At 71.7% G+C, this 18,676-nt stretch carries 19 protein-coding genes; 11 read left to right on the top strand and 8 right to left on the bottom strand.

What is annotated here, in order from left to right:
• The first annotated feature begins 47 nt into the window (after positions 1-47).
• Positions 48-989, top strand: a complete 942-nt coding sequence (locus OG534_RS26780; protein WP_326591314.1) for an ROK family glucokinase — start codon at positions 48-50, stop codon at positions 987-989.
• A 70-nt stretch (positions 990-1,059) separates the two neighbouring features.
• Complete coding sequence (locus OG534_RS26785; protein ID WP_326591315.1) at positions 1,060-1,809, top strand: endonuclease/exonuclease/phosphatase family protein; 750 nt, start codon at positions 1,060-1,062, stop codon at positions 1,807-1,809.
• A 115-nt stretch (positions 1,810-1,924) separates the two neighbouring features.
• Here the strand turns inward: OG534_RS26785 and OG534_RS26790 are convergent, their stop codons facing one another.
• Both OG534_RS26790 and OG534_RS26795 read right to left on the bottom strand, forming a co-directional pair.
• Positions 1,925-2,533 (bottom strand): hypothetical protein, encoded by a 609-nt coding sequence (locus tag OG534_RS26790; RefSeq protein WP_326591317.1) that lies wholly within the window; start codon positions 2,531-2,533, stop codon positions 1,925-1,927.
• Positions 2,526-3,305, bottom strand: a complete 780-nt coding sequence (locus OG534_RS26795; protein WP_326593870.1) for an alpha/beta hydrolase — start codon at positions 3,303-3,305, stop codon at positions 2,526-2,528. Before OG534_RS26795 ends, OG534_RS26790 begins: the two co-directional genes overlap by 8 nt.
• A gap of 170 nt (positions 3,306-3,475) precedes the next feature.
• Here OG534_RS26795 and OG534_RS26800 point away from each other — a divergent pair, with 170 nt between their 5' ends.
• From OG534_RS26800 to OG534_RS26825, 6 genes are all read left to right on the top strand, one after another.
• Positions 3,476-4,225, top strand: coding sequence for a lysophospholipid acyltransferase family protein (locus OG534_RS26800; RefSeq protein WP_326593872.1), 750 nt, complete (start codon positions 3,476-3,478; stop codon positions 4,223-4,225).
• 34 nt (positions 4,226-4,259) lie between these two features.
• A complete protein-coding gene (macS, locus tag OG534_RS26805) occupies positions 4,260-5,477 on the top strand; it encodes a MacS family sensor histidine kinase (protein ID WP_326591319.1) in 1,218 nt (405 codons plus the stop codon).
• A gap of 50 nt (positions 5,478-5,527) precedes the next feature.
• The gene (locus tag OG534_RS26810) at positions 5,528-6,172 is read left to right on the top strand and encodes a response regulator transcription factor (RefSeq protein WP_326593873.1); all 645 of its coding nucleotides are present in this window, start codon (positions 5,528-5,530) and stop codon (positions 6,170-6,172) included.
• A 156-nt stretch (positions 6,173-6,328) separates the two neighbouring features.
• Positions 6,329-7,357, top strand: coding sequence for a 6-phosphofructokinase (locus tag OG534_RS26815; RefSeq protein ID WP_326591320.1), 1,029 nt, complete (start codon positions 6,329-6,331; stop codon positions 7,355-7,357).
• 66 nt (positions 7,358-7,423) lie between these two features.
• Positions 7,424-8,422 (top strand): 2-hydroxyacid dehydrogenase, encoded by a 999-nt coding sequence (locus tag OG534_RS26820; RefSeq protein ID WP_326591321.1) that lies wholly within the window; start codon positions 7,424-7,426, stop codon positions 8,420-8,422.
• A 98-nt stretch (positions 8,423-8,520) separates the two neighbouring features.
• Entirely contained in the window at positions 8,521-8,829 is a 309-nt protein-coding gene (locus OG534_RS26825; RefSeq protein WP_326591322.1) for a hypothetical protein, read from the top strand.
• A 6-nt stretch (positions 8,830-8,835) separates the two neighbouring features.
• Here the strand turns inward: OG534_RS26825 and OG534_RS26830 are convergent, their stop codons facing one another.
• A complete protein-coding gene (locus OG534_RS26830) occupies positions 8,836-10,740 on the bottom strand; it encodes a chorismate-binding protein (protein ID WP_326591323.1) in 1,905 nt (634 codons plus the stop codon).
• 340 nt (positions 10,741-11,080) lie between these two features.
• Here OG534_RS26830 and OG534_RS26835 point away from each other — a divergent pair, with 340 nt between their 5' ends.
• Both OG534_RS26835 and OG534_RS26840 read left to right on the top strand, forming a co-directional pair.
• Positions 11,081-12,436, top strand: coding sequence for a class II 3-deoxy-7-phosphoheptulonate synthase (locus OG534_RS26835; RefSeq protein WP_326591324.1), 1,356 nt, complete (start codon positions 11,081-11,083; stop codon positions 12,434-12,436).
• 165 nt (positions 12,437-12,601) lie between these two features.
• Positions 12,602-12,859, top strand: coding sequence for a (2Fe-2S)-binding protein (locus OG534_RS26840; protein ID WP_326591325.1), 258 nt, complete (start codon positions 12,602-12,604; stop codon positions 12,857-12,859).
• A gap of 61 nt (positions 12,860-12,920) precedes the next feature.
• Here the strand turns inward: OG534_RS26840 and bfr are convergent, their stop codons facing one another.
• Entirely contained in the window at positions 12,921-13,397 is a 477-nt protein-coding gene (bfr, locus tag OG534_RS26845) for a bacterioferritin (RefSeq protein WP_030010525.1), read from the bottom strand.
• A 173-nt stretch (positions 13,398-13,570) separates the two neighbouring features.
• On the opposite strand from bfr, the gene OG534_RS26850 reads away from it, so the two are divergent.
• Positions 13,571-14,203: a sulfite oxidase-like oxidoreductase gene (locus OG534_RS26850; protein WP_326591328.1), complete on the top strand. Its 633-nt coding sequence runs from the start codon at positions 13,571-13,573 to the stop codon at positions 14,201-14,203.
• A gap of 7 nt (positions 14,204-14,210) precedes the next feature.
• Here the strand turns inward: OG534_RS26850 and OG534_RS26855 are convergent, their stop codons facing one another.
• The 4 genes from OG534_RS26855 to OG534_RS26870 all read right to left on the bottom strand — a co-directional run bounded on the left by OG534_RS26855 (position 14,211) and on the right by OG534_RS26870 (position 18,676).
• Positions 14,211-14,750, bottom strand: coding sequence for a DUF4396 domain-containing protein (locus tag OG534_RS26855; protein WP_326591330.1), 540 nt, complete (start codon positions 14,748-14,750; stop codon positions 14,211-14,213).
• A 90-nt stretch (positions 14,751-14,840) separates the two neighbouring features.
• A complete protein-coding gene (locus tag OG534_RS26860; RefSeq protein WP_326591332.1) occupies positions 14,841-15,701 on the bottom strand; it encodes a deoxyribonuclease IV in 861 nt (286 codons plus the stop codon).
• 6 nt (positions 15,702-15,707) lie between these two features.
• Positions 15,708-17,633 carry a Stk1 family PASTA domain-containing Ser/Thr kinase gene (gene pknB, locus OG534_RS26865; protein WP_326591333.1) on the bottom strand — a complete coding sequence of 642 codons (1,926 nt, stop codon included), beginning with the start codon at positions 17,631-17,633 and terminating at the stop codon, positions 15,708-15,710.
• A gap of 248 nt (positions 17,634-17,881) precedes the next feature.
• Positions 17,882-18,676 carry a thiazole synthase gene (locus OG534_RS26870; protein ID WP_326591334.1) on the bottom strand — a complete coding sequence of 265 codons (795 nt, stop codon included), beginning with the start codon at positions 18,674-18,676 and terminating at the stop codon, positions 17,882-17,884.

Raw genomic sequence — 18,676 nt, forward strand, 5'->3', positions numbered from 1 at the left:
CGGGTACCGTGGGCCCTGGCGGGGTTTGACCGGAAACCGAGGGACTAATGGGACTCACCATCGGCGTCGACATCGGCGGCACGAAGATCGCGGCTGGCGTGGTCGACGAAGAGGGCACGATCCTTGAGACGTACAAGGTGCCCACCCCGCCGACCGCGGACGGAGTGACGGAGGCCATCTGCGCCGCCGTTTCCGAGGTCAGCAGCAACCACACCATCGACGCCGTCGGCATCGGCGCCGCCGGGTACGTGGACGACAAGCGCGCGACCGTGCTCTTCGCGCCGAACATCAACTGGCGCCACGAGCCCCTCAAGGACAAGGTCGAGCAGCGCATCGGCCTGCCCGTGGTCGTCGAGAACGACGCGAACTGCGCGGCCTGGGGCGAGTACCGCTTCGGCGCCGGCCAGGGCCACGAGGACGTCATCTGCATCACGCTCGGCACCGGCCTGGGCGGCGGCATCATCATCGGCAACAAGCTGCGGCGCGGACGCTTCGGCGTCGCCGCCGAGTTCGGGCACATCCGGGTCGTCCCCGACGGTCTGCTGTGCGGCTGCGGCAGCCAGGGCTGCTGGGAGCAGTACGCCTCCGGACGCGCGCTCGTGCGCTACGCGAAGCAGCGCGCCAACGCCACCCCCGAGCACGCGGCGATCCTGCTCGCGCTCGGCGACGGCACCGCCGAGGGCATCGAGGGCAAGCACATCAGCGCGGCCGCCCGCCAGGGCGACCTGGTGGCCATCGACGCCTTCCGCGAGCTGGCCCGCTGGGCCGGCGCCGGCCTGGCCGACCTGGCGTCCCTCTTCGACCCGTCGGCCTTCATCGTCGGCGGCGGCGTCTCCGACGAGGGCGACCTCGTCCTCGACCCGATCCGCAAGTCCTTCAAGCGCTGGCTGGTCGGCGGCGCCTGGCGTCCGCACGCGCAGGTGCTCGCCGCGCAGCTCGGAGGCAAGGCCGGACTCGTTGGCGCGGCCGACCTGGCCCGCCAGGGCTGACCCCCGTTCCACCCGGACCGCCCGCCGCGCCCCTTGGGGGAGCGGCGGGCGTCTGCGTATCTTGCGGGACATGGAGCAGCTGCCGAAGTCTCGTACGGAGCCCGACGGTTCTGCCGTGATCCGGGTCCTCAGCTACAACATCCGCTCCCTGCGCGACGACGAGGAGGCGCTGGCCCGGGTCATCCGGGCCTGCGAGCCGGACCTGGTCTTCGTCCAGGAGGCGCCGCGGTTCTTCCGGTGGCGAAAGCACGCGGCGCGGCTGGCCGCGAAGTGCGACCTGGTGGTGCTGGGCGGGGGAGCGACGGCGGCCGGGCCGCTGCTGCTGTGCTCGCTACGGGTCTTCGCGGAGCGGACGCAGGACGTCCTGCTGCCGCGCACGGCCGGGCTGCACCGGAGGGGCTTCGCCACGGCGGTGGTCCGGATCGGCGGCGTGCGGGTCGGCCTGGTCAGCGCCCACCTGTCGCTGGACCGGACGGAGCGCCTGGCCCAGGCGGGGATGCTGCTGGACCGGGTGGCCGGGATGGAGGTGCCCTACGCGATCGCCGCGGGCGACGTGAACGAGACTCCGGGCGGGGCGGCCTTCGGGCGGCTGGCGCAGGCCTTGCAGGACTGCTGGACGCGGTCGCCCTGGGGCGGGGAGCACACCTTTCCGGCGTCGGCGCCGGACCGTCGGATCGACGCGGTCTTCGCGAGTGCGGGGGTGGAGGTGCTGGCGTGCGGTGTCCCGGCGGGGCTGGCGGGGGTCTCGTCCACCGACCTGCGGTCGGCGACGGACCACCTGCCGGTCCTGGCAACCCTCCGCCTCCCGGCTGCGCCGTAGCTCGGGGGTCCGGACCCCCGCGCCTCAAACGCCGGCGGGGCTGAAATACAGCCCCGCCGGCGTTTGAGGCGCGGGGTCTGGGGCGGAGCCCCAGGGGGCTGGGCGGAGGCCGGGCCTAGACCACCGCGCCGCGGCCCGGGTCGTCGTCGTCCTCGTCGTCGTGCTGCATGCGTGCGACCAGCGTCGCGAAACCGCCCAGGAACCCGCCGATGCCCAGCGTCGTCAGCCACCAGGTCATGTCCCACCGCAGCAGCACCGCCAGCAACAGCAGCACCGGCCCGCCGACCACCGCGAGCCACGCGAACTTCGTCGTCGTGTCCGCCTGCGGCAGCTCCGGCTCCGGCTGGACGAAGTGACCCTCCTCCGCCGGAGTCAGGTCGTCTTCCTTCGGCTCCGCCAGCGAGTGGTCCCGCGGGCCCGCCATGCCCACGCCCGGGGCGAAGACCACCGAGCTGCCCAGCGCCGGCGCCGGCGCCGCGGCAGGCGGCTCGGGCTCGGCCTCGGGCGCGGGCTTGGGCCCGGCGTCCTTCTTCGGGCGCGGCTCCGGTTCCGGCGGCAGCGGCTTGACGTCCTCCTCCGGCAGGAGGAGGTTCTCGATCGGCTTGAACGGCCGGGCCCCCGGCGGGTCCGGCGGCTCCTGCCCGTACCCGGCGACGATCGCCGCCCACGCCGCTTCCTCGTCCAGCGGCGGGACGCCGCCCGACTGCTCCTCGTGCTCAGCCACCGGCCTCCGCCCCCTCCCTGCCCACGCTCTCCGCCAGTCGGCCGACGAACGCATAACTGTCCGCGAAGATCCGCTCCGCATCATGGTCCAACGTCGCGACGTGGTAGCTCTGTTCCAGCAGGGTCTCGGTGACGTCCGTCGACGAGACCCGGGCCAGCACCCGCGCCGAGTCGACGGGCGGTACGACGTGGTCCTGCGGGCTGTGCAGCAGCAGCAGCGGCTGCGTGACCTGCGGCAGCTCGGCGTCCACCAGCTGCAGGAACTTCCGCAGCGAGTGCGCGGCGCGGGTCGGGACCCGGTCGTAGCCGACCTCCTCCGAGCCCGGCTTCGCGATGTCGCTGGCGATCCCGGGGGTGGAGCGGATGAAGTGCTGGGCCACCGGGAGGGCGAAGGCCAGCGGGTCGTGGACCTTGTTGGCCGGGTTGACGAGCACGATGCCGCTGATCGCGTCCCCGTGCCTGGCCGCCAGCCGCAGGGTCAGCGCGCCGCCCATAGACAGCCCGAAGACGAACACCTGCTCGCACCGGTCGAGCAGTTCCCGCAGGGCGCGGTCCACCTCGGCGTACCAGTCCTGCCAGCCCGTGAGCTGCATGTCCTGCCAGCGCGTCCCGTGTCCGGGCAGCAGCGGCAGCGACACCGTCAGGCCCCGCCCGGCGAGATACTCGGCCCAGGGACGCAGCGACTGCGGGGAACCGGTGAAGCCGTGGCAGAGGAGGACGCCGACCTCTCCGCCCTCGTGGCGGAACGGCTCGGCTCCAGGGAGGACGGGCACCAGGGTCTCCTTGGTCATGAGGTACGTCGGGTGGGTGCGTTGCTCTGTGTGACTTCACCGTACGCGACCGGGGTGGCACCGGCCAGGGTCGTCGGGCGCCTGCCGGTGTAGGCACGGGATATGGTCTGTTCGACAGACACAGGAAGGCTTTCGAGTTGATCTACGGCGCAATGAAGTTCTCCATCGGCGGTTCACTGAAACTCGCTTTCAGGCCGTGGGTGGAGGGCCTCGAGAACATTCCCGCGGAGGGGCCGGCGATCCTCGCGAGCAACCACCTGTCCTTCTCCGACTCCTTCTTCCTGCCGGCGGTGCTGGACCGGAAGGTCACCTTCATCGCGAAGGCGGAGTACTTCACCTCCCCGGGCGTCAAGGGCAAGCTGACGGCCGCCTTCTTCAAGGGCGTCGGCCAGCTCCCGGTGGACCGCTCCGGTGCCCGCGGGGCCGGCGAGGCCGCGATCAAGAGCGGCATCGACGTCATCGAGCGCGGGGAGCTGTTCGGTATCTACCCCGAGGGGACGCGTTCACCCGACGGGCGCCTCTACCGCGGCAAGCCCGGCGGGCTGGCCCGGGTGGCATTGGCCACCGGTGCGCCCGTGATCCCCGTGGCGATGATCGACACGGAGAAGATCCAGCCGCCCGGCAAGGTGGTCCCCAAGCTGATGCGCCCCGGCATCCGGATCGGCAAGCCGCTCGACTTCAGCCGCTACCACGGCATGGACAGCGACCGCTTCATCCTCCGCTCGGTGACCGACGAGGTCATGTACGAGATCATGAAGCTGTCGGGCCAGGAGTACGTCGACATCTACGCGACGGCCGCCAAGCGCCAGATCGCCGACGCGGAGAAGGCCGCCAAGGCCGACAAGGCGGAGAAGGCGGAGAAGGACGACAAGGACGACAAGGGCGACGGCAAGCCGGAGTAGCGGCGAGCGGTACGGCCCGCGGGGGGTGGGGGAGATGGCGAAACGCGAACGCGTCGTACGCATGTCGGTCGAGCAGCCGCTGTGGCGTGCCCTGACCGCCTACCGACTGCTGACCATGGTCTACGCGGCGCTGCTGTTCGCCGCCGCGCACAAGGAGTTCCCACGCCCCGGGGTCGCGGTCGGCTACCTCGCCTTCCTCGCCGTCTGGACCCTCGCCACCTCCCGCAAGGTGGCGAACGCCGCCAGCTGCACCAAGGGTTTCCTCGTCGCCGACCTCACCGTCGCGATCGTGGGCATCGTGCTCACACCGGTCGCCGACACCCAGGCGCGGATCGCCGAGGGCGGCAGCACCCTCCCCACCATCTGGACGGCGGGCGCGGTCCTCGCCTTCGCCATCAAGGGCGGCTGGCGCTGGGCCTGCTTCGCCTCCACCATCGTGGCCGCTGCCAACCTGGCCATACACACCGGCCAGCCCACCCGGGACACCCTGCACAACGTCCTGCTCGTCTGGGTCGCCTCCGTGGCCATCGGCTACGTGGTCGAGGTCGCCCGGGCCAGTGAGAACACCCTCGCCCGTGCCCTGGAGATCGAGGCGGCCACCCGCGAGCGCGAGCGCCTCGCCCGCGACATCCACGACGGGGTCCTCCAGGTCCTCGCCATGGTCCAGCGGCGCGGCACCGAACTGGGCGGCGAGGCCGAGGAGCTCGGCCGGATGGCGGGGGAACAGGAGGTGGCGCTGCGCACGCTGGTCTCCTCCGGGCTGGTGCAGCCCTCCCGGGTCTCCCGCGACGAGTCGCGCGGCGCGCTGGTGGACTCGTACGAGGTGGAGGAGCCGGGCGCCGCCGACGCCGAGCTGGACCTGCGCACGCTCCTCGCCCCGCACGCCGGGTCCCGGGTGAGCTTCGCCGAGCCGGGCACCCCGGTGCCGCTGCCGGCACCCGCGGCGAAGGAGCTGGCCGCGGCGGTCGGCGCCGCCCTGGACAACGTGCGCAAGCACGCCGGGGACGGGGCCAGGGCCTGGATCCTGGTCGAGGACTGGGGCGACGAGGTGATCGTGACCGTCAGGGACGACGGCCCCGGCATTGCGGCGGGCCGGCTCGACCAGGCGGAGGGCGAGGGCCGGATGGGGGTGGCCCTGTCCATCCGCGGCAGGCTGCGCGACCTCGGCGGCAGCGCCGATCTGGTGTCCGTACCCGGGCAGGGCACCGAAGTGGAACTGAAGGTACCCAGGGGCAGGACGGACAAGAAGTGAGCGAGCGCACCGACGTGAACCAGCCGCACGAGCTGAACGAGATCAGGGTGATGGTCGTCGACGACCACCCGATGTGGCGGGACGCGGTCGCCCGCGACCTGGCCGCCGCGGGCTTCGACGTCGTGGCCACCGCCGGCGACGGCCCCGAGGCGGTCCGCCGGGCCCGCGCCGTCACCCCCGACGTCCTGGTCCTCGACCTCAACCTGCCCAACATGCCGGGGGTGCAGGTCTGCAAGGAGCTGGTCGGCGCCAACCCGGCGCTGCGGGTCCTGGTCCTGTCGGCCAGCGGCGAGCACGCGGACGTCCTGGAGGCGGTGAAGTCCGGTGCGACCGGCTACCTGCTGAAGTCCGCCGGCGCCCAGGAGCTGATCGACGCGGTCCGCCGCACCGCGGCCGGCGACCCGGTCTTCACCCCGGGCCTGGCCGGGCTGGTGCTCGGCGAGTACCGGCGGCTGGCCACCGACCCGGCGCCGACCGCCTCCGACGAGCCGAAGGTGCCGCAGCTGACCGACCGGGAGACCGAGGTGCTGCGGCTGGTGGCCAAGGGGCTGTCGTACAAGCAGATCGCGGAGCGCCTGGTCATCTCCCACCGCACGGTGCAGAACCACGTCCAGAACACCCTGGGCAAGCTGCAGCTGCACAACCGGGTGGAGCTCGTCCGGTACGCGATAGAGCGGGGCCTCGACGACGCGTAGTGACGGCCCACCGGGCCGCCGTCGATCGTACTTTCGCCTCGTCCGAGTGAACGCGTGTACGCAACGCCCCGCGATTCCACCGGAATTGCACTCTCCAGCACCCTTGTTGTGACCTGGGTCACCACTAGCGTGGCCGTTATGGCGAAGGGAGATGCAATGAAGGTCGGAGTGCTGACCGGTGGCGGCGACTGCCCCGGGCTCAACGCGGTGATCAGGGCCGTCGTCCGCAAGGGCACCCAGGAGTACGGCCGCGAGTTCATCGGGTTCAAGGACGGCTGGCGGGGCGCGATCGAGGGGAGGACGGTTCCGCTCGGCATTCCCGCCGTCCGCGGGATCCTGCCCCGCGGCGGCACCATCCTCGGCTCCTCGCGCACCAATCCGTTCAAGACGGAGAACGGGGTGCGCGACATCAAGGACAACCTCGCCAAGTACGAGGTGGACGCGCTCGTCGCGATCGGCGGCGAGGACACGCTCGGGGTCGCCGCCAAGCTGTACGAGGAGTACGGCATCCCCTGCGTCGGCGTGCCGAAGACCATCGACAACGACCTGTCCGCCACGGACTACACCTTCGGCTTCGACACCGCCGTCGGCATCGCGACCGAGGCCATCGACCGGCTGCACACCACGGCCGAGTCGCACATGCGGGTCCTGGTCGTCGAGGTCATGGGCCGGCACGCCGGCTGGATCGCCCTGCACTCGGGCCTCGCGGGCGGCGCCAACGTCATCCTCATCCCGGAGCAGCGCTTCGACATGGACGAGGTGTGCGCCTGGGTGACCTCCCGGTTCAAGGCGAGCTACGCGCCGATCGTCGTGGTCGCGGAGGGCGCGATGCCCAAGGACGGGGACCTGGTGCTGAAGGACGGCACCAAGGACTCCTTCGGGCACGTGCGGCTGTCGGGCGTGGGCGAGTGGCTGGCCAAGGAGATCGAGGCGCGGACCGGCAAGGAGGCCCGTACGACGGTGCTCGGCCACATCCAGCGGGGCGGCACCCCGAGCGCCTTCGACCGGTGGCTGGCGACGCGGTTCGGGCTGCACGCGATCGACGCGGTGCAGGACGGGGACTTCGGCAAGATGGTCGCGCTGCGCGGGACGGACATCGTCCGGGTGCCGATCGCCGAGGCGACGTCGAAGCTGAAGACGGTGGATCCCGCGCTGTACAAGGAGGTCGGGGTCTTCTTCGGCTGAGCGGCGACCCGGAACCATGGGTCGTATCGTGACGAACGGCCCATGGTTCGACGTACGGGAGCAAGCGTGGAGATCCTGGCATTCGGTGTGACGACCGACGAGAAGCCGCTCCTGGAGCGGGCCTTCGCGGAGCAGCACGAGGTCCGCTGCCTCGACGTCTTCCTGAGCGAGGACACCGCGCCCATCGCGGCCGGGTACGAGGTCGTCTCGTCGAGCGTGAACGCCGACCTGAGCGGCCGCGTGCTGCGGATCCTGGCGGCGGGCGGGACGAAGCTGATCGCCCAGCGGTCGACCGGCTTCAACAACATCGACCTGGACGTCGCCCGGCAGCTGGGCATGACGGTCAGCCGGGTCTCCGCCTACTCGCCGTACTCGGTCGCCGAATTCGCCTGGGCCCTCGCGCTGGCCGTGAACCGGCGGATCGTCCGGGCCTCGATCCGGACCCGGGACTTCGACTTCCGGCTGAACGGACTGATGGGCCGGGACATGCACGGCCGCACGGCGGGCGTGCTCGGCACCGGCAGGATCGGCGAGGCGTTCACCCGGATCGCGCACGGCTTCGGCATGAACCTGCTGGGCTGGGACGTGGAGCACAACCCGGCGTGCCTGGAGCTCGGCATGCAGTACGTGGACAAGGACGAGCTCTTCGCCTCCTCGGACCTGATCAGCCTGCACGTGCCGCTGCTGGAGTCCACCCACCACGTCGTCGACGAGGCGGCGCTGCGGCTGATGCGGGACGACGCGATCCTGGTGAACTCCAGCCGCGGCGGGCTGATCGACACCGACGCGCTGGTCGCGCAGCTGCGGGAGGGCCGGTTCACGGGGGTCGGTCTGGACGTGTACGAGGCGGAGGCCGGCGTCTTCTTCCTGGACAAGTCCCTGGAGGCCGTCGAGGACGACACCCTGGCCCGGCTGGTCACGTTCCCGAACGTCCTGGTGACCTCCCACCAGGCGTACTACACGGGCGACGCGGTGGCCCAGATCATCGACACCACGGTCGCCAACGTGGCGGACTACCTGGCGGACCGCCGCTCCGAGAACACCCTCGTCCCCGCCTCCTCCTGAGAGCCCGCGCACCGCCCGGTCGGACGGCACCCAGACTTCGCCCGGTGTTGGCCCGGTGGCCATACGGGACACCGGGCCGGGTGGCCTAGATTCGGCCCGTGAACATACCCCTCTGGGCCCGCTGGGCCGTCCTGGGCCTCGCGGTCCTGCAGATCCTCGGCGCCTACGCCGCCCTGCGCCGCGTCCGGAGCCAGGAGGGCGCCCGGCGCACGGAAGCCAAGCTCGACCTCGTCGACGCGCTCGCCGGCGTCGTGTTGCTCACCGGCCTGGCCTTCGGCCAGTTCGCCGTGGCCGCGTGCGCGGCGGCCGTGCAGCTGTCGACAGGCGCGGTGAAGCTGATCCGGTGGATCCGCAGCCGCGGCAAGCCGGCCCCGACGGCCCCGACGGCCCCTGACGGCCAGGCCTAGGGCGGCCTAGGCGGCGCCCGCCCTCACCCCGGCCACCAGCTCGCGCACCAGGTCCGCGCCGCGCAGGGTGAGGACCGACTCCGGGTGGAACTGGACGCCGGCGAAGCCGCCGCCGGGGGAGCGCAGGGCGTGCACCTCGCCCGTGGCGGGGTCGCGGGCCACCTCCACGCCCTCGGCCGCCAGCCGGCCGGCCAGGGCGACGTCGCAGTGCGCGGTGTACGTGTTGTAGAAGCCGACCACCTCCTCGGCCCCGAACAGGTCGATCCGGGTCTGCGCCCCCTGGGCCGGCTCCGCCTTGCGGACCAGCGGGAGGCCCAGCTCGGCCGCCAGCAGCTCGTGCCCCAGACAGACCCCGACCAGGCCGTGCCGGTGCCGGGCCAGCAGCTCGGCGGCCAGCCCGCGCAGCATCCGCATCCTGGGGTCCGAGGACTGCGCCGGATCGCCCGGGCCGGGGCCCAGCACGATCGGGCCCTCCCAGGCCAGCGCCGCCTCCCGCAGCCCCGGGTCGTCGTAGCGGCGTACGGTCACCTCCAGCCCGGCCACCCGCAGCACGTGCGCCAGCATCGCCGTGAAGGTGTCCTCTCCGTCCACGACCAGCGCGTGCCCGGCCGGCGCCGGGGGCTGCTCCTGCATCCGGAGCCAGAAGGGGGCCAGGTCCGCCCGCCGGGCCGCCAGAGCCGCCTGCACGCGCGGGTCCTCCGCCAGCCGCGCCCCCTCGAAGGCCGGGCGCGGAGCGGCCGCCCGGACCCCGAGCGCCGCCAGCACCCCCGCCGCCTTCGCGTGCGTCTCGGCCACCTCGCCCGCCGGGTCCGAGTGCCGGACGAGGGTGGCGCCGACCGGCACCCGCAGCGCGCCGTCCGGGGCGATGTCGGCCGTGCGGATCAGGATGGGCGAGTCGAGGGTCTGCGCCCCCGCGGAGTCCAGGCCCAGCAGGGCGAGCGCGCCCGCGTAGTAGCCGCGGCCCCCGGTTTCGTACCGCTCGATCACGCGGCAGGCGTTCTCCACCGGCGAGCCGGTGACCGTCGCGGCGAACATCGTCTCCCGCAGCACCTCCCGCACGTCCAGCGAGGAGCGCCCGCGCAGTTCGTACTCGGTGTGCGCGAGGTGGGCCATCTCCTTCAGCCGCGGTCCGATGACGACCCCGCCCCGGTCGCCGACGGTGCACATCATCTTCAGTTCCTCGTCGACCACCATCGACAGCTCCTCGGTCTCCTTGCGGTCCCCGAGGAAGGAGAGGAGGGATTCCACGGTGGGGCCCCCGGCCGGATAGCGGTACGTCCCGCTGATCGGGTTCATCACGACCGTGCCCCCGGACATCCGCACGTGCACCTCCGGGCTGGCCCCGACCAGGGTGCGCTCCCCGGTGTGGACGACGTACGTCCAGTACGCGCCCCGCTCGCCCAGCAGCAGCCGCCGGAACAGCGCCAGCGCGTCGGCCCGGCCGAAGCCCTCGATGCGGCCCTCGTAGGTGCGCCGGATGACGAAGTTCGCGCCCTCCCCGCGGCCGATCTCGTCCCGCAGGACGCGCTCGACGGTCGCCGCGTACTGCGCGTCGGGGACGTCGAAGCCGCCGTCCTCGACCCGTACCTCGTGCGCGGGCAGCGCGGCCAGCGCCTGCGCGAGCGGGATCTCGTACACCTCGTCGGCGACCAGCACGCTCAGCGGCGTGCCGTCGTCGCGGACGTCGAACCCGCGCTCCCGGATCTGCCGGAAGGGCACCAGGGCGAGGGTGGGCTGCGGTCCGACGGGCAGGTCGGCGAGGCGCTCGGCCTCGTGGACCGCGCCGATCAGCACCTCGACGGTGTCGTGGTCGCGGCCGGGGGTCCGGCGGCGCAGCAGGGCGAACGGCGGGCAGGAGTCGTCGAGCAGTCGGCTCAGTGGGCTCAGTGGGTTCTGGCGGCTGTGGTCCATGGGGCGGAGCGTCCTTCCGGTGGGAGGAGCGGCCCCTGGTGCCCGACGTCACCGTCGAAAACGCGGAAGGCCGCCCCTCGGGGCGGCCTTCGCGTCGTGCGTGTCTTCAGGTACGCGAGAGAAGTGGGCCGCCGGGAGCGGGCCACCACCAGTTCTGGTTCGAGTACGCGTACATGTGGTGCAGCTTAGCCCAGATCGGTCCTCCGGCACCGGATCCGTCTCACGACGTGGGCTGAACCATGGATTCCGTTCCGGTGGGCGCCCGGAACCTCCGAGGCGGGCCGTCTCACGTTGTGGTCTGCGTCCTGGATGGGACGTATGACGCCGTAATGTGTACGAGGTGACCGTGAACGCTGAAACCCAAGCCCCCGCCGCCAAGGCGACCTGGCGAGACCTTCCCGCGGCGCAGCAGCCTTCGTACCCCGATGCCGAGGCTCTGCGCGCTGTCGTCGCGGACCTCGAGTCGTATCCTCCCCTCGTTTTCGCGGGTGAGTGTGACCAGCTGCGTGCCCGTCTGGGAGCCGTCGCCAAGGGCGAGGCGTTCCTGCTTCAGGGCGGCGACTGCGCCGAGGCCTTCGACGGCGTGTCCGCCGACCACATCCGCGCCAAGCTGAAGACGCTGCTCCAGATGAGTGCCGTCCTGACGTACGCGGCCTCGGTGCCCGTCGTCAAGGTGGGCCGCATCGCGGGCCAGTACTCCAAGCCGCGCTCCAAGGACACCGAGACCCGCGACGGCGTCACCCTGCCGACCTACCGCGGTGACTCCGTCAACGGCTTCGCCTTCACCGAAGAGGCCCGGATCCCGGACCCCGAGCGGCTGAAGCGCATGTACAACGCCTCCGCCTCCACGCTCAACCTGGTGCGCGCCTTCACCACCGGTGGTTACGCCGACCTGCGCCAGGTGCACGCCTGGAACCAGGACTTCGTGAAGTCCTCCCCGTCCGGCCAGCGCTACGAGCAGCTCGCGCGGGAGATCGACAACGCGCTGAACTTCATGAAGGCGTGCGGCACCGACCCGGCCGAGTTCAAGGCCGTCGAGTTCTACGCCTCGCACGAGGCGCTGCTCCTCGACTACGAGGGCGCGCTGACCCGCACCGACTCGCGGACCGGCAAGCTGTACGACACCTCCGGCCACATGGTCTGGATCGGTGAGCGCACGCGCCAGCTGGACCACGCGCACATCGAGTTCTGCTCGCAGATCGCCAACCCGATCGGCATCAAGCTCGGCCCCACCACCACGGTGGACGAGGCGCTGACGTACATCGACCGCCTCGACCCGGACCGCGAGCCGGGCCGGCTGACCTTCGTCGTCCGCATGGGCGCCGACAAGGTCCGCGACAAGCTTCCCGAGCTGGTCGAGAAGGTCACCGCCTCCGGCGCCACCGTGGCCTGGGTCACCGACCCGATGCACGGCAACACCTTCGAGGCGGCCTCCGGCCACAAGACGCGCCGCTTCGACGACGTGCTGGACGAGGTCAAGGGCTTCTTCGAGGTCCACAAGGCGCTGGGCACCCACCCGGGCGGCATCCACGTCGAGCTCACCGGTGACGACGTCACCGAGTGCGTGGGCGGCGGCGACGAGATCTTCGTCGACGACCTGCACCAGCGCTACGAGACGGCCTGCGACCCGCGGCTCAACCGCAGCCAGTCCCTGGACCTGGCGTTCCTGGTCGCCGAGATGTACCGCGACCAGTAAGGATCAATCAGTACCTTCGTACGACAGTGGGGCGCGGATCGTGTGATCCGCGCCCCACTGTCGTATCCAGGGCTTTTAGGCGACCCTAACTTTGGGTACGGTTAGGTAAGCCTCACCGAATAGGGGATGGCTCTACGAACCATTCCGCCCAGGGAGGTGAACCGCGTGTACGTCTGCTCTTGCTTCGGGATCACCGACAAGCAGGTCAAGGACCACGCGGCTGCCGGGGCCTGCACCCCGCGTCAGATCGCCTCGGCCACCAAGGCCGGTACCGACTGTGGCTCCTGCGTGCGCACCATTCAGGGGATCCTCGGCCGTGGGGCGTGCCCGCGCCGGGAGCTGCTGGAGAAGGGCGACGCGGCGTCCGTGCTCGCCGTCGAGCCGGGGTCGGCGCGTTCGACCGAGCTGGCGGAAGTGGCCTAGAGCCGGTCGGCTCGGCTGCTCGCTCCGTTGCCCGGATCCGCGGCCCCGCTGCTCTGGCTCGTCAGCTCGGCTGCTCGATCAGCTGCGCGATGTAGAGCGGCTCGCCCAGGGACTCGATGAGTTCGAGCTGGGTGTCGAGGTAGTCGATGTGGTGCTCCTCGTCCTCCAGGATCTCCTCGAAGAGGCGCGCGGAGGTGATGTCGCCCTTGCCGCGCATGACCTCGATGCCCCGCTTCAGCCGGTCGATGGCCTCGACCTCGACCTGCCGGTCGGCCTGGAACATCTCCGTGAGCGTCTGCCCGACGCGCACGTGGAAGAGGCGCTGGTAGTTCGGCAGCCCGTCGAGCATCAGGATGCGCTCGGTGATCTTGTCCGCGTGCTTCATCTCGTCGATGGATTCTTCACGCGTGTACTTGGCGAGCTTGGTCCAGCCCTTGTTGTCCTGGATGCGGTAGTGCAGCCAGTACTGGTTGATGGCCGTCAGCTCGCCGGTCAGCTGCTCGTTCAGAAACTCAAGGACCTCGGGGTCGCCCTGCATCGCAGAGGCTCCTTCCAGGCAATGTCAGCTATGTGACGGGGCAGTTGCGCGCATCCTTGCACCGCCGCCGGAGGCCGTCCAGTAAGTGCCTCCTTAGTGGGAGTTACCGCGACTTGCCCGAATCGGCTCAGACCTGGTCAGGACCACCCCGCCCAGTCTGTCACCATGGAGTCATGGGTCAGCCGGAAAGCCGGGAATCTCCGGAAGCAGAGCAGCTGGAGCTTCCCCCGGGACAGCGGCTGCAGAGGGGCTGGCCGGTCACCCATTACGGGCCCGTACCCAAGTTCAAACCGGACCGCTGGGAGTTCCGCGTCTTCGGCGCGACGGCCGACGGGGACAAGCACTGCTGGAACCACGAGGAGTTCACGGCCCTGCCGTTCGACTCCGTCGTGGCGGACCTGCACTGCGTCACGAAGTTCAGCATGCAGGGCGCCGAATGGGGCGGTGTGCTCGCCCGCAACATCCTGGCCCTGGCGCCGCCGGCGCCGCAGGTCACGCACGTGATGGTGTGGGCCGAGTACGGCTTCAGCTCCAACATGCGGCTGGCCGACTTCGCCTCCGAGCGGACCGTCTTCGCCACCCACCAGGGCGGTGAACTGCTCACCGCGGAACACGGGTTCCCGCTGCGGCTCGTCGTCCCGCACCTGTACGCCTGGAAGGGTCCCAAGTGGGTCCGCGGCGTCGAGTACATGACGGCCGACCGCCGGGGCTTCTGGGAGGAGCGCGGCTACCACAACATCGGCGACCCCTGGCGCGAGCAGCGCTACTCGTACCAGGAGGAGCCCGGGGAAGGCCCCGAGCTGTAGGGCCGGCTCAGTGGTGGTACCGGTGCACCACCGCGTGCCCCTTGCCGCGGCCGATCATCCACTTGTTGACCGGGGTCGTGATCACGAACGCGGCCACCAGCGCGATCGCCAGGACGATCCAGAACATCGGATCCGACAGGTGCGCGTCCATCGCGCCCGGCCACAGGGCGATCACCCCGTTGTCGATCAGCTCCATGACGGCGATCGAGAGGGTGTCGGCGGCCAGGGCCACCCGGACGGCCGTACGCAGGCCCACGCCCGTGGCGAGGACCCCGCGCAGGGTGAGCGCGTAGCCGAAGAAGAACGCGAGGGCGATCGCCAGGACCATCGTCTGGACGTTGCCCCAGTCCAGTGCAGTGCCGATGACCATGCCGAGCACCTCGCCGATGGCGCATCCGGTGAGGCAGTGCAGGGTGGCCCGGGCCGCCATGGCCCAGCTGACCTCGCCGTGGACGCCGCCGTCACCGTCGCCGCCGTGCGACGCGTGCGCGTGCCCGTGGTGCTGGTGTCCCTGGTGTCCTTCGTGTCCCTCGTGCATCTGCTCCATGACAACCCCTCATGGGAAAGCCGGGTAGCGGGTCCGTCGACATGACGGAACCGTATACCCCCCTGGGGTATTCCTCAAGGAGTCGGTGGATCACTGCGGGCCGCGCAGCTCCTTCAGCAGCGCCACGTCCGCCGCGTGCCCTTCCTTGCCGCCGGGCGTCTCGATGATCAGCGGTACGCCGTCCATCGCGGGGTGCGTGCACAGCTCGGCGAAGGCCTCCCGGCCGATGTGCCCCTGGCCGATGTTGGCGTGCCGGTCCTTGTGGGCGCCGACGCCCTCCTTGGAGTCGTTCGCGTGGACCAGCTTCAGCCGCCCCTCGCCGACCGTGTCCACCAGCAGGTCCAGCGTCAGCTTCGTCCCGCCCGGCTCCGCCAGGTCGTGACCGGCCGCGAAGATGTGGCAGGTGTCCAGGCAGATGCCCAGCTTCGGATGGCGGTCGAGCGCGTCGAAGTACGGGCCGAAGTCCTCGGCGAGCGAGCACAGCGAGGAGCCCTGCCCGGCCGTCGACTCCAGCAGCAGGAAGGGGTCGTCGTCGTGCGTCAGCTCATCCAGCAGCGGCAGCATGTGCTCCCTGACCTGCGCGTACGCCGCCTCGCGCGGGCGGCCGCCAGTGGCCGAGCCGGTGTGCACGACCACGCCGAGCGCGCCGATCTGCCGGGCGCGGCGCAGCGAGTGGCGCAGCGACTCCACCGACTTCTCCACCGTGGCCTCGGTGTGCGAGCCGAAGTTGATCAGGTACGGGGCGTGCACGTAGGCCGGGATGGACCCGGCCGCGCACTCCTCCCGGAACCGCTCGTCCTGTACCGGATTGCCGACCGGGGTGGCCCAGCCGCGCGGGTTGGCGACGAAGACCTGGACGGCCTCGGCGCCCATCTCCCGGGCGTAGGTCAGACCGACCGAGGCGAGCCCGCCGGCGACGGGGACGTGCCCGCCCACTGGATTGCGTGTCACTGTGCCTTACAGCCCCTTGGTCCTGATGGTGATCGTGCTGCCCTCGGGGGCGTTCAGTCCGGCCAGCACCGACTGGCTGTCCACCGTGTTGCTGAACGAGATCAACGGCCGGTCCACCTTCACCTTGAAGCCCGCGGCCTCCAGGGTCTTGCGGGCCGTGTCCACGTCCTGGCCGGTCACGTTCGGGACCGGGAGCTGGCGGGGGCCCTTGGAGACCGTGAGCGTGATCGTGTCCCCGGCCGCGGCCTGGGTGCCGGCGCCGATCGACTGGTTGGCGACCGTACCGGCCGCCGAAGGGGCGTTGACCTGCTCGGGGGCCGTCAGGACCTTGAAGCCCAGACCCTCCAGCGTCGCCTTCGCCTGGTCGGCGGGGAACCCGGTCACGCTCGGGACCGGCACGGGGCGGCCCTTGCTGACGACGAGCGAGACCGCCGTGTCCGGCGCCCGCTTCTCGCCGCCCGCAGGGTTGGTGCTGATCACCGAGCCCTGGGCGACCTCCTGGCTGAAGGCCTGCGTGACGATGCCGGGAGCCAGCCCGGCCTTCGTCAGCTCGGCCTGGGCCTCCTCCAGCGGCCTGCCCTTCACGATGGGCACGGCCACGACCTCGGGGCCGCGGGAGATGACGATGGTCACCGCGCCGTTGCCGCGGATCCGGCGGCCGCCCGGGGGATCGGAGTCCATCACCGTGCCGCGGTCGAACGATTCGCTGAACTTCCGCTCGACCCCCTTCACCCCGAGCCCGGCCGCGGACAGCTGCGAGCGGGCCTGCGCCTCGCTCTTGCCGAGCAGGTTCGGGACCTTCGTGAACTGGCCGGAGTTGATGTACCAGACGCCGGTGCCCAGCCCGAGCGAGAGCAGGACGCCGACGATGACCAGGAGCGTGCTGCGGCGCGGCCGCCGGGCGGGGGCCGTCCGGTGCGCGGGCGGCGCGGGCGGAGCGGGCGGCGGCGGGGGCGGCGTCTCCAGGCGGGAGGTGCGCTGCACGGGCTGCTGCGCGGCCACCGGGCGCGGGATCACGCCGGTGCGGTCCTCGGCGGACGAGCGCTCCTCGGCGTGCGCCTGCGGCGGTACGGCGTCCAGTTCGGCGTCGCTGAGCACGGCGCGGGCCTCGCGGGCGAGGCCGAGCAGGGCGGCGGCGTCGTAGGGGCGCAGCTCGGGGTTGCGGGCGGTGGCGTGCGCGACGAGCTCGTCGAGGCCGACGGGGAGCCCGGGGACCGAGGCGGAGGGCGGCGGGACGTCCTCGTGGAGGTGCTGGTAGAGCACCTGCGCGGCGGTGCCGCCGAGGTGGGGCTTGGCGCCGGTGAGCATCTCGTACAGCACGACGCCGCAGGCGTAGACGTCCACGCGGGTGTCGGTGACGCCGTTCGCGATCTGCTCGGGAGCCAGGTAGGAGACCGTGCCGAGGACGGAGCCGGTGGTGTTGGTGACCGAGTCGACGGACCGGACCAGCCCGAAGTCGGCGACCTTCACCCGGCCGTCGTCACCGATCAGGACGTTCTCGGGCTTCATGTCGCGGTGGACGAAGCCGGCCCGGTGGGCGGCGCCGAGGGCGGCGAGCACCGGTTCGAGGATGTCGAGGGAGGCCCGGGGCTGGAGCGCGCCGCGCTCGCGGAGCACGTCGCGCAGGGTGCAGCCGGAGACGTACTCCATGGCGAGGTAGACGTACGGCCCGTCCGTGCCCTGGTCGAAGACGGCGACGACGTTGGGGTGCGCGAGCCGGGCCACGGACTTCGCCTCGCGGATGAACCGGTCGACGAAGGCGGCATCGGAGGCCAGGGCCGGGTGCATCACCTTCAGGGCGAGGATCCGGTCGAGGCGGGTGTCGACGGCCCGGTAGACCGTGGCCATGCCGCCGGCCGCGATGCGGGAGTCGACGCGGTAGCGGCCGTCGAGCACGCGCCCGACGAGAGGGTCTTCCAGGGTCGTATCCACCCGGCGATTCTACGAGCCGGTGGGAGGGGCTCGGCTTGGGCGGGTCACTTGCAGCGCAGCTGTGACGTCCGGCACGGCTGCGGCACCGTTGCGGGGGCCTGCCCCCACGCCTCAAACGCCGGCGGGGCTGAAGTACAGCCCGGCCGGCGTTTGAGGCACGGGGTGCGGGACGGAGCCCCGGTCTTTCAGCCTCGCCGGCGTTTGAGGCGCGGGGTCTGGGGCGGAGCCCCGGGAAGGCGGGCCGCAGGTCAGAACGCCGGGCGCTCCGGGTCCAGGGCGGCGCGGCCCTCCGCAGGAGAGGAGGCTTCGGCGAAGCGCCGCTGCGGGATGCGCCCCGCACGGAACGCGAGGCGCCCCGCCGATACGGCGTCCCGCATGGCGGACGCCATCAGGACCGGCTCCTGCGCCCGGGTCACCGCCGAGGCCAGCATGACGGCCGCGCACCCCAGCTCCATCGCCAGCGCGGCGTCGGACGCCGTGCCCGCCCCCGCGTCCAGGATGACCGGCACGGACGCCCGTTCCGTGATCAGCTCGAAGTTGTGCGGGTTGCGGATCCCCATCCCCGAGCCGATGGGGGAGCCGAGCGGCATGATCGCCGCGCAGCCCACGTCCTCCAGCTTCCGCGCGAGCACCGGATCGTCGTTTGTGTACGGCAGGACCGTGAAGCCCTCGTCCACCAGGATCTCGGCGGCGTCCAGCAGCTCGACGCCGTCGGGCAGGAGGGTCCGCTCGTCGGCGACCACCTCCAGCTTGATCCAGTCCGTGCCCAGCGCCTCCCGGGCCAGCCGGGCGGTGAGCACGGCCTCGCCCGCGGTGAAGCAGCCCGCCGTGTTCGGGAGGACCGCGATGCCCAGCTTGGACAGCACGGACAGGACGGAGCCCTGGACCGTGGGGTCCAGGCGCCGCATCGCGACCGTCGTGAGTTCGGTGCCGGACGCGACCAGGGCGCGTTCCAGCACGTCCAGGCTCGGGGCGCCGCCCGTGCCCATGATCAGGCGGGAGGAGAAGGTCCGGCCGCCCAGCGTGAAGACGTCGTCCGCCAT

The sequence above is a fragment of the Streptomyces sp. NBC_01294 genome (assembly GCF_035917235.1).
GTDB classification, from domain to species: domain Bacteria; phylum Actinomycetota; class Actinomycetes; order Streptomycetales; family Streptomycetaceae; genus Streptomyces; species Streptomyces caledonius.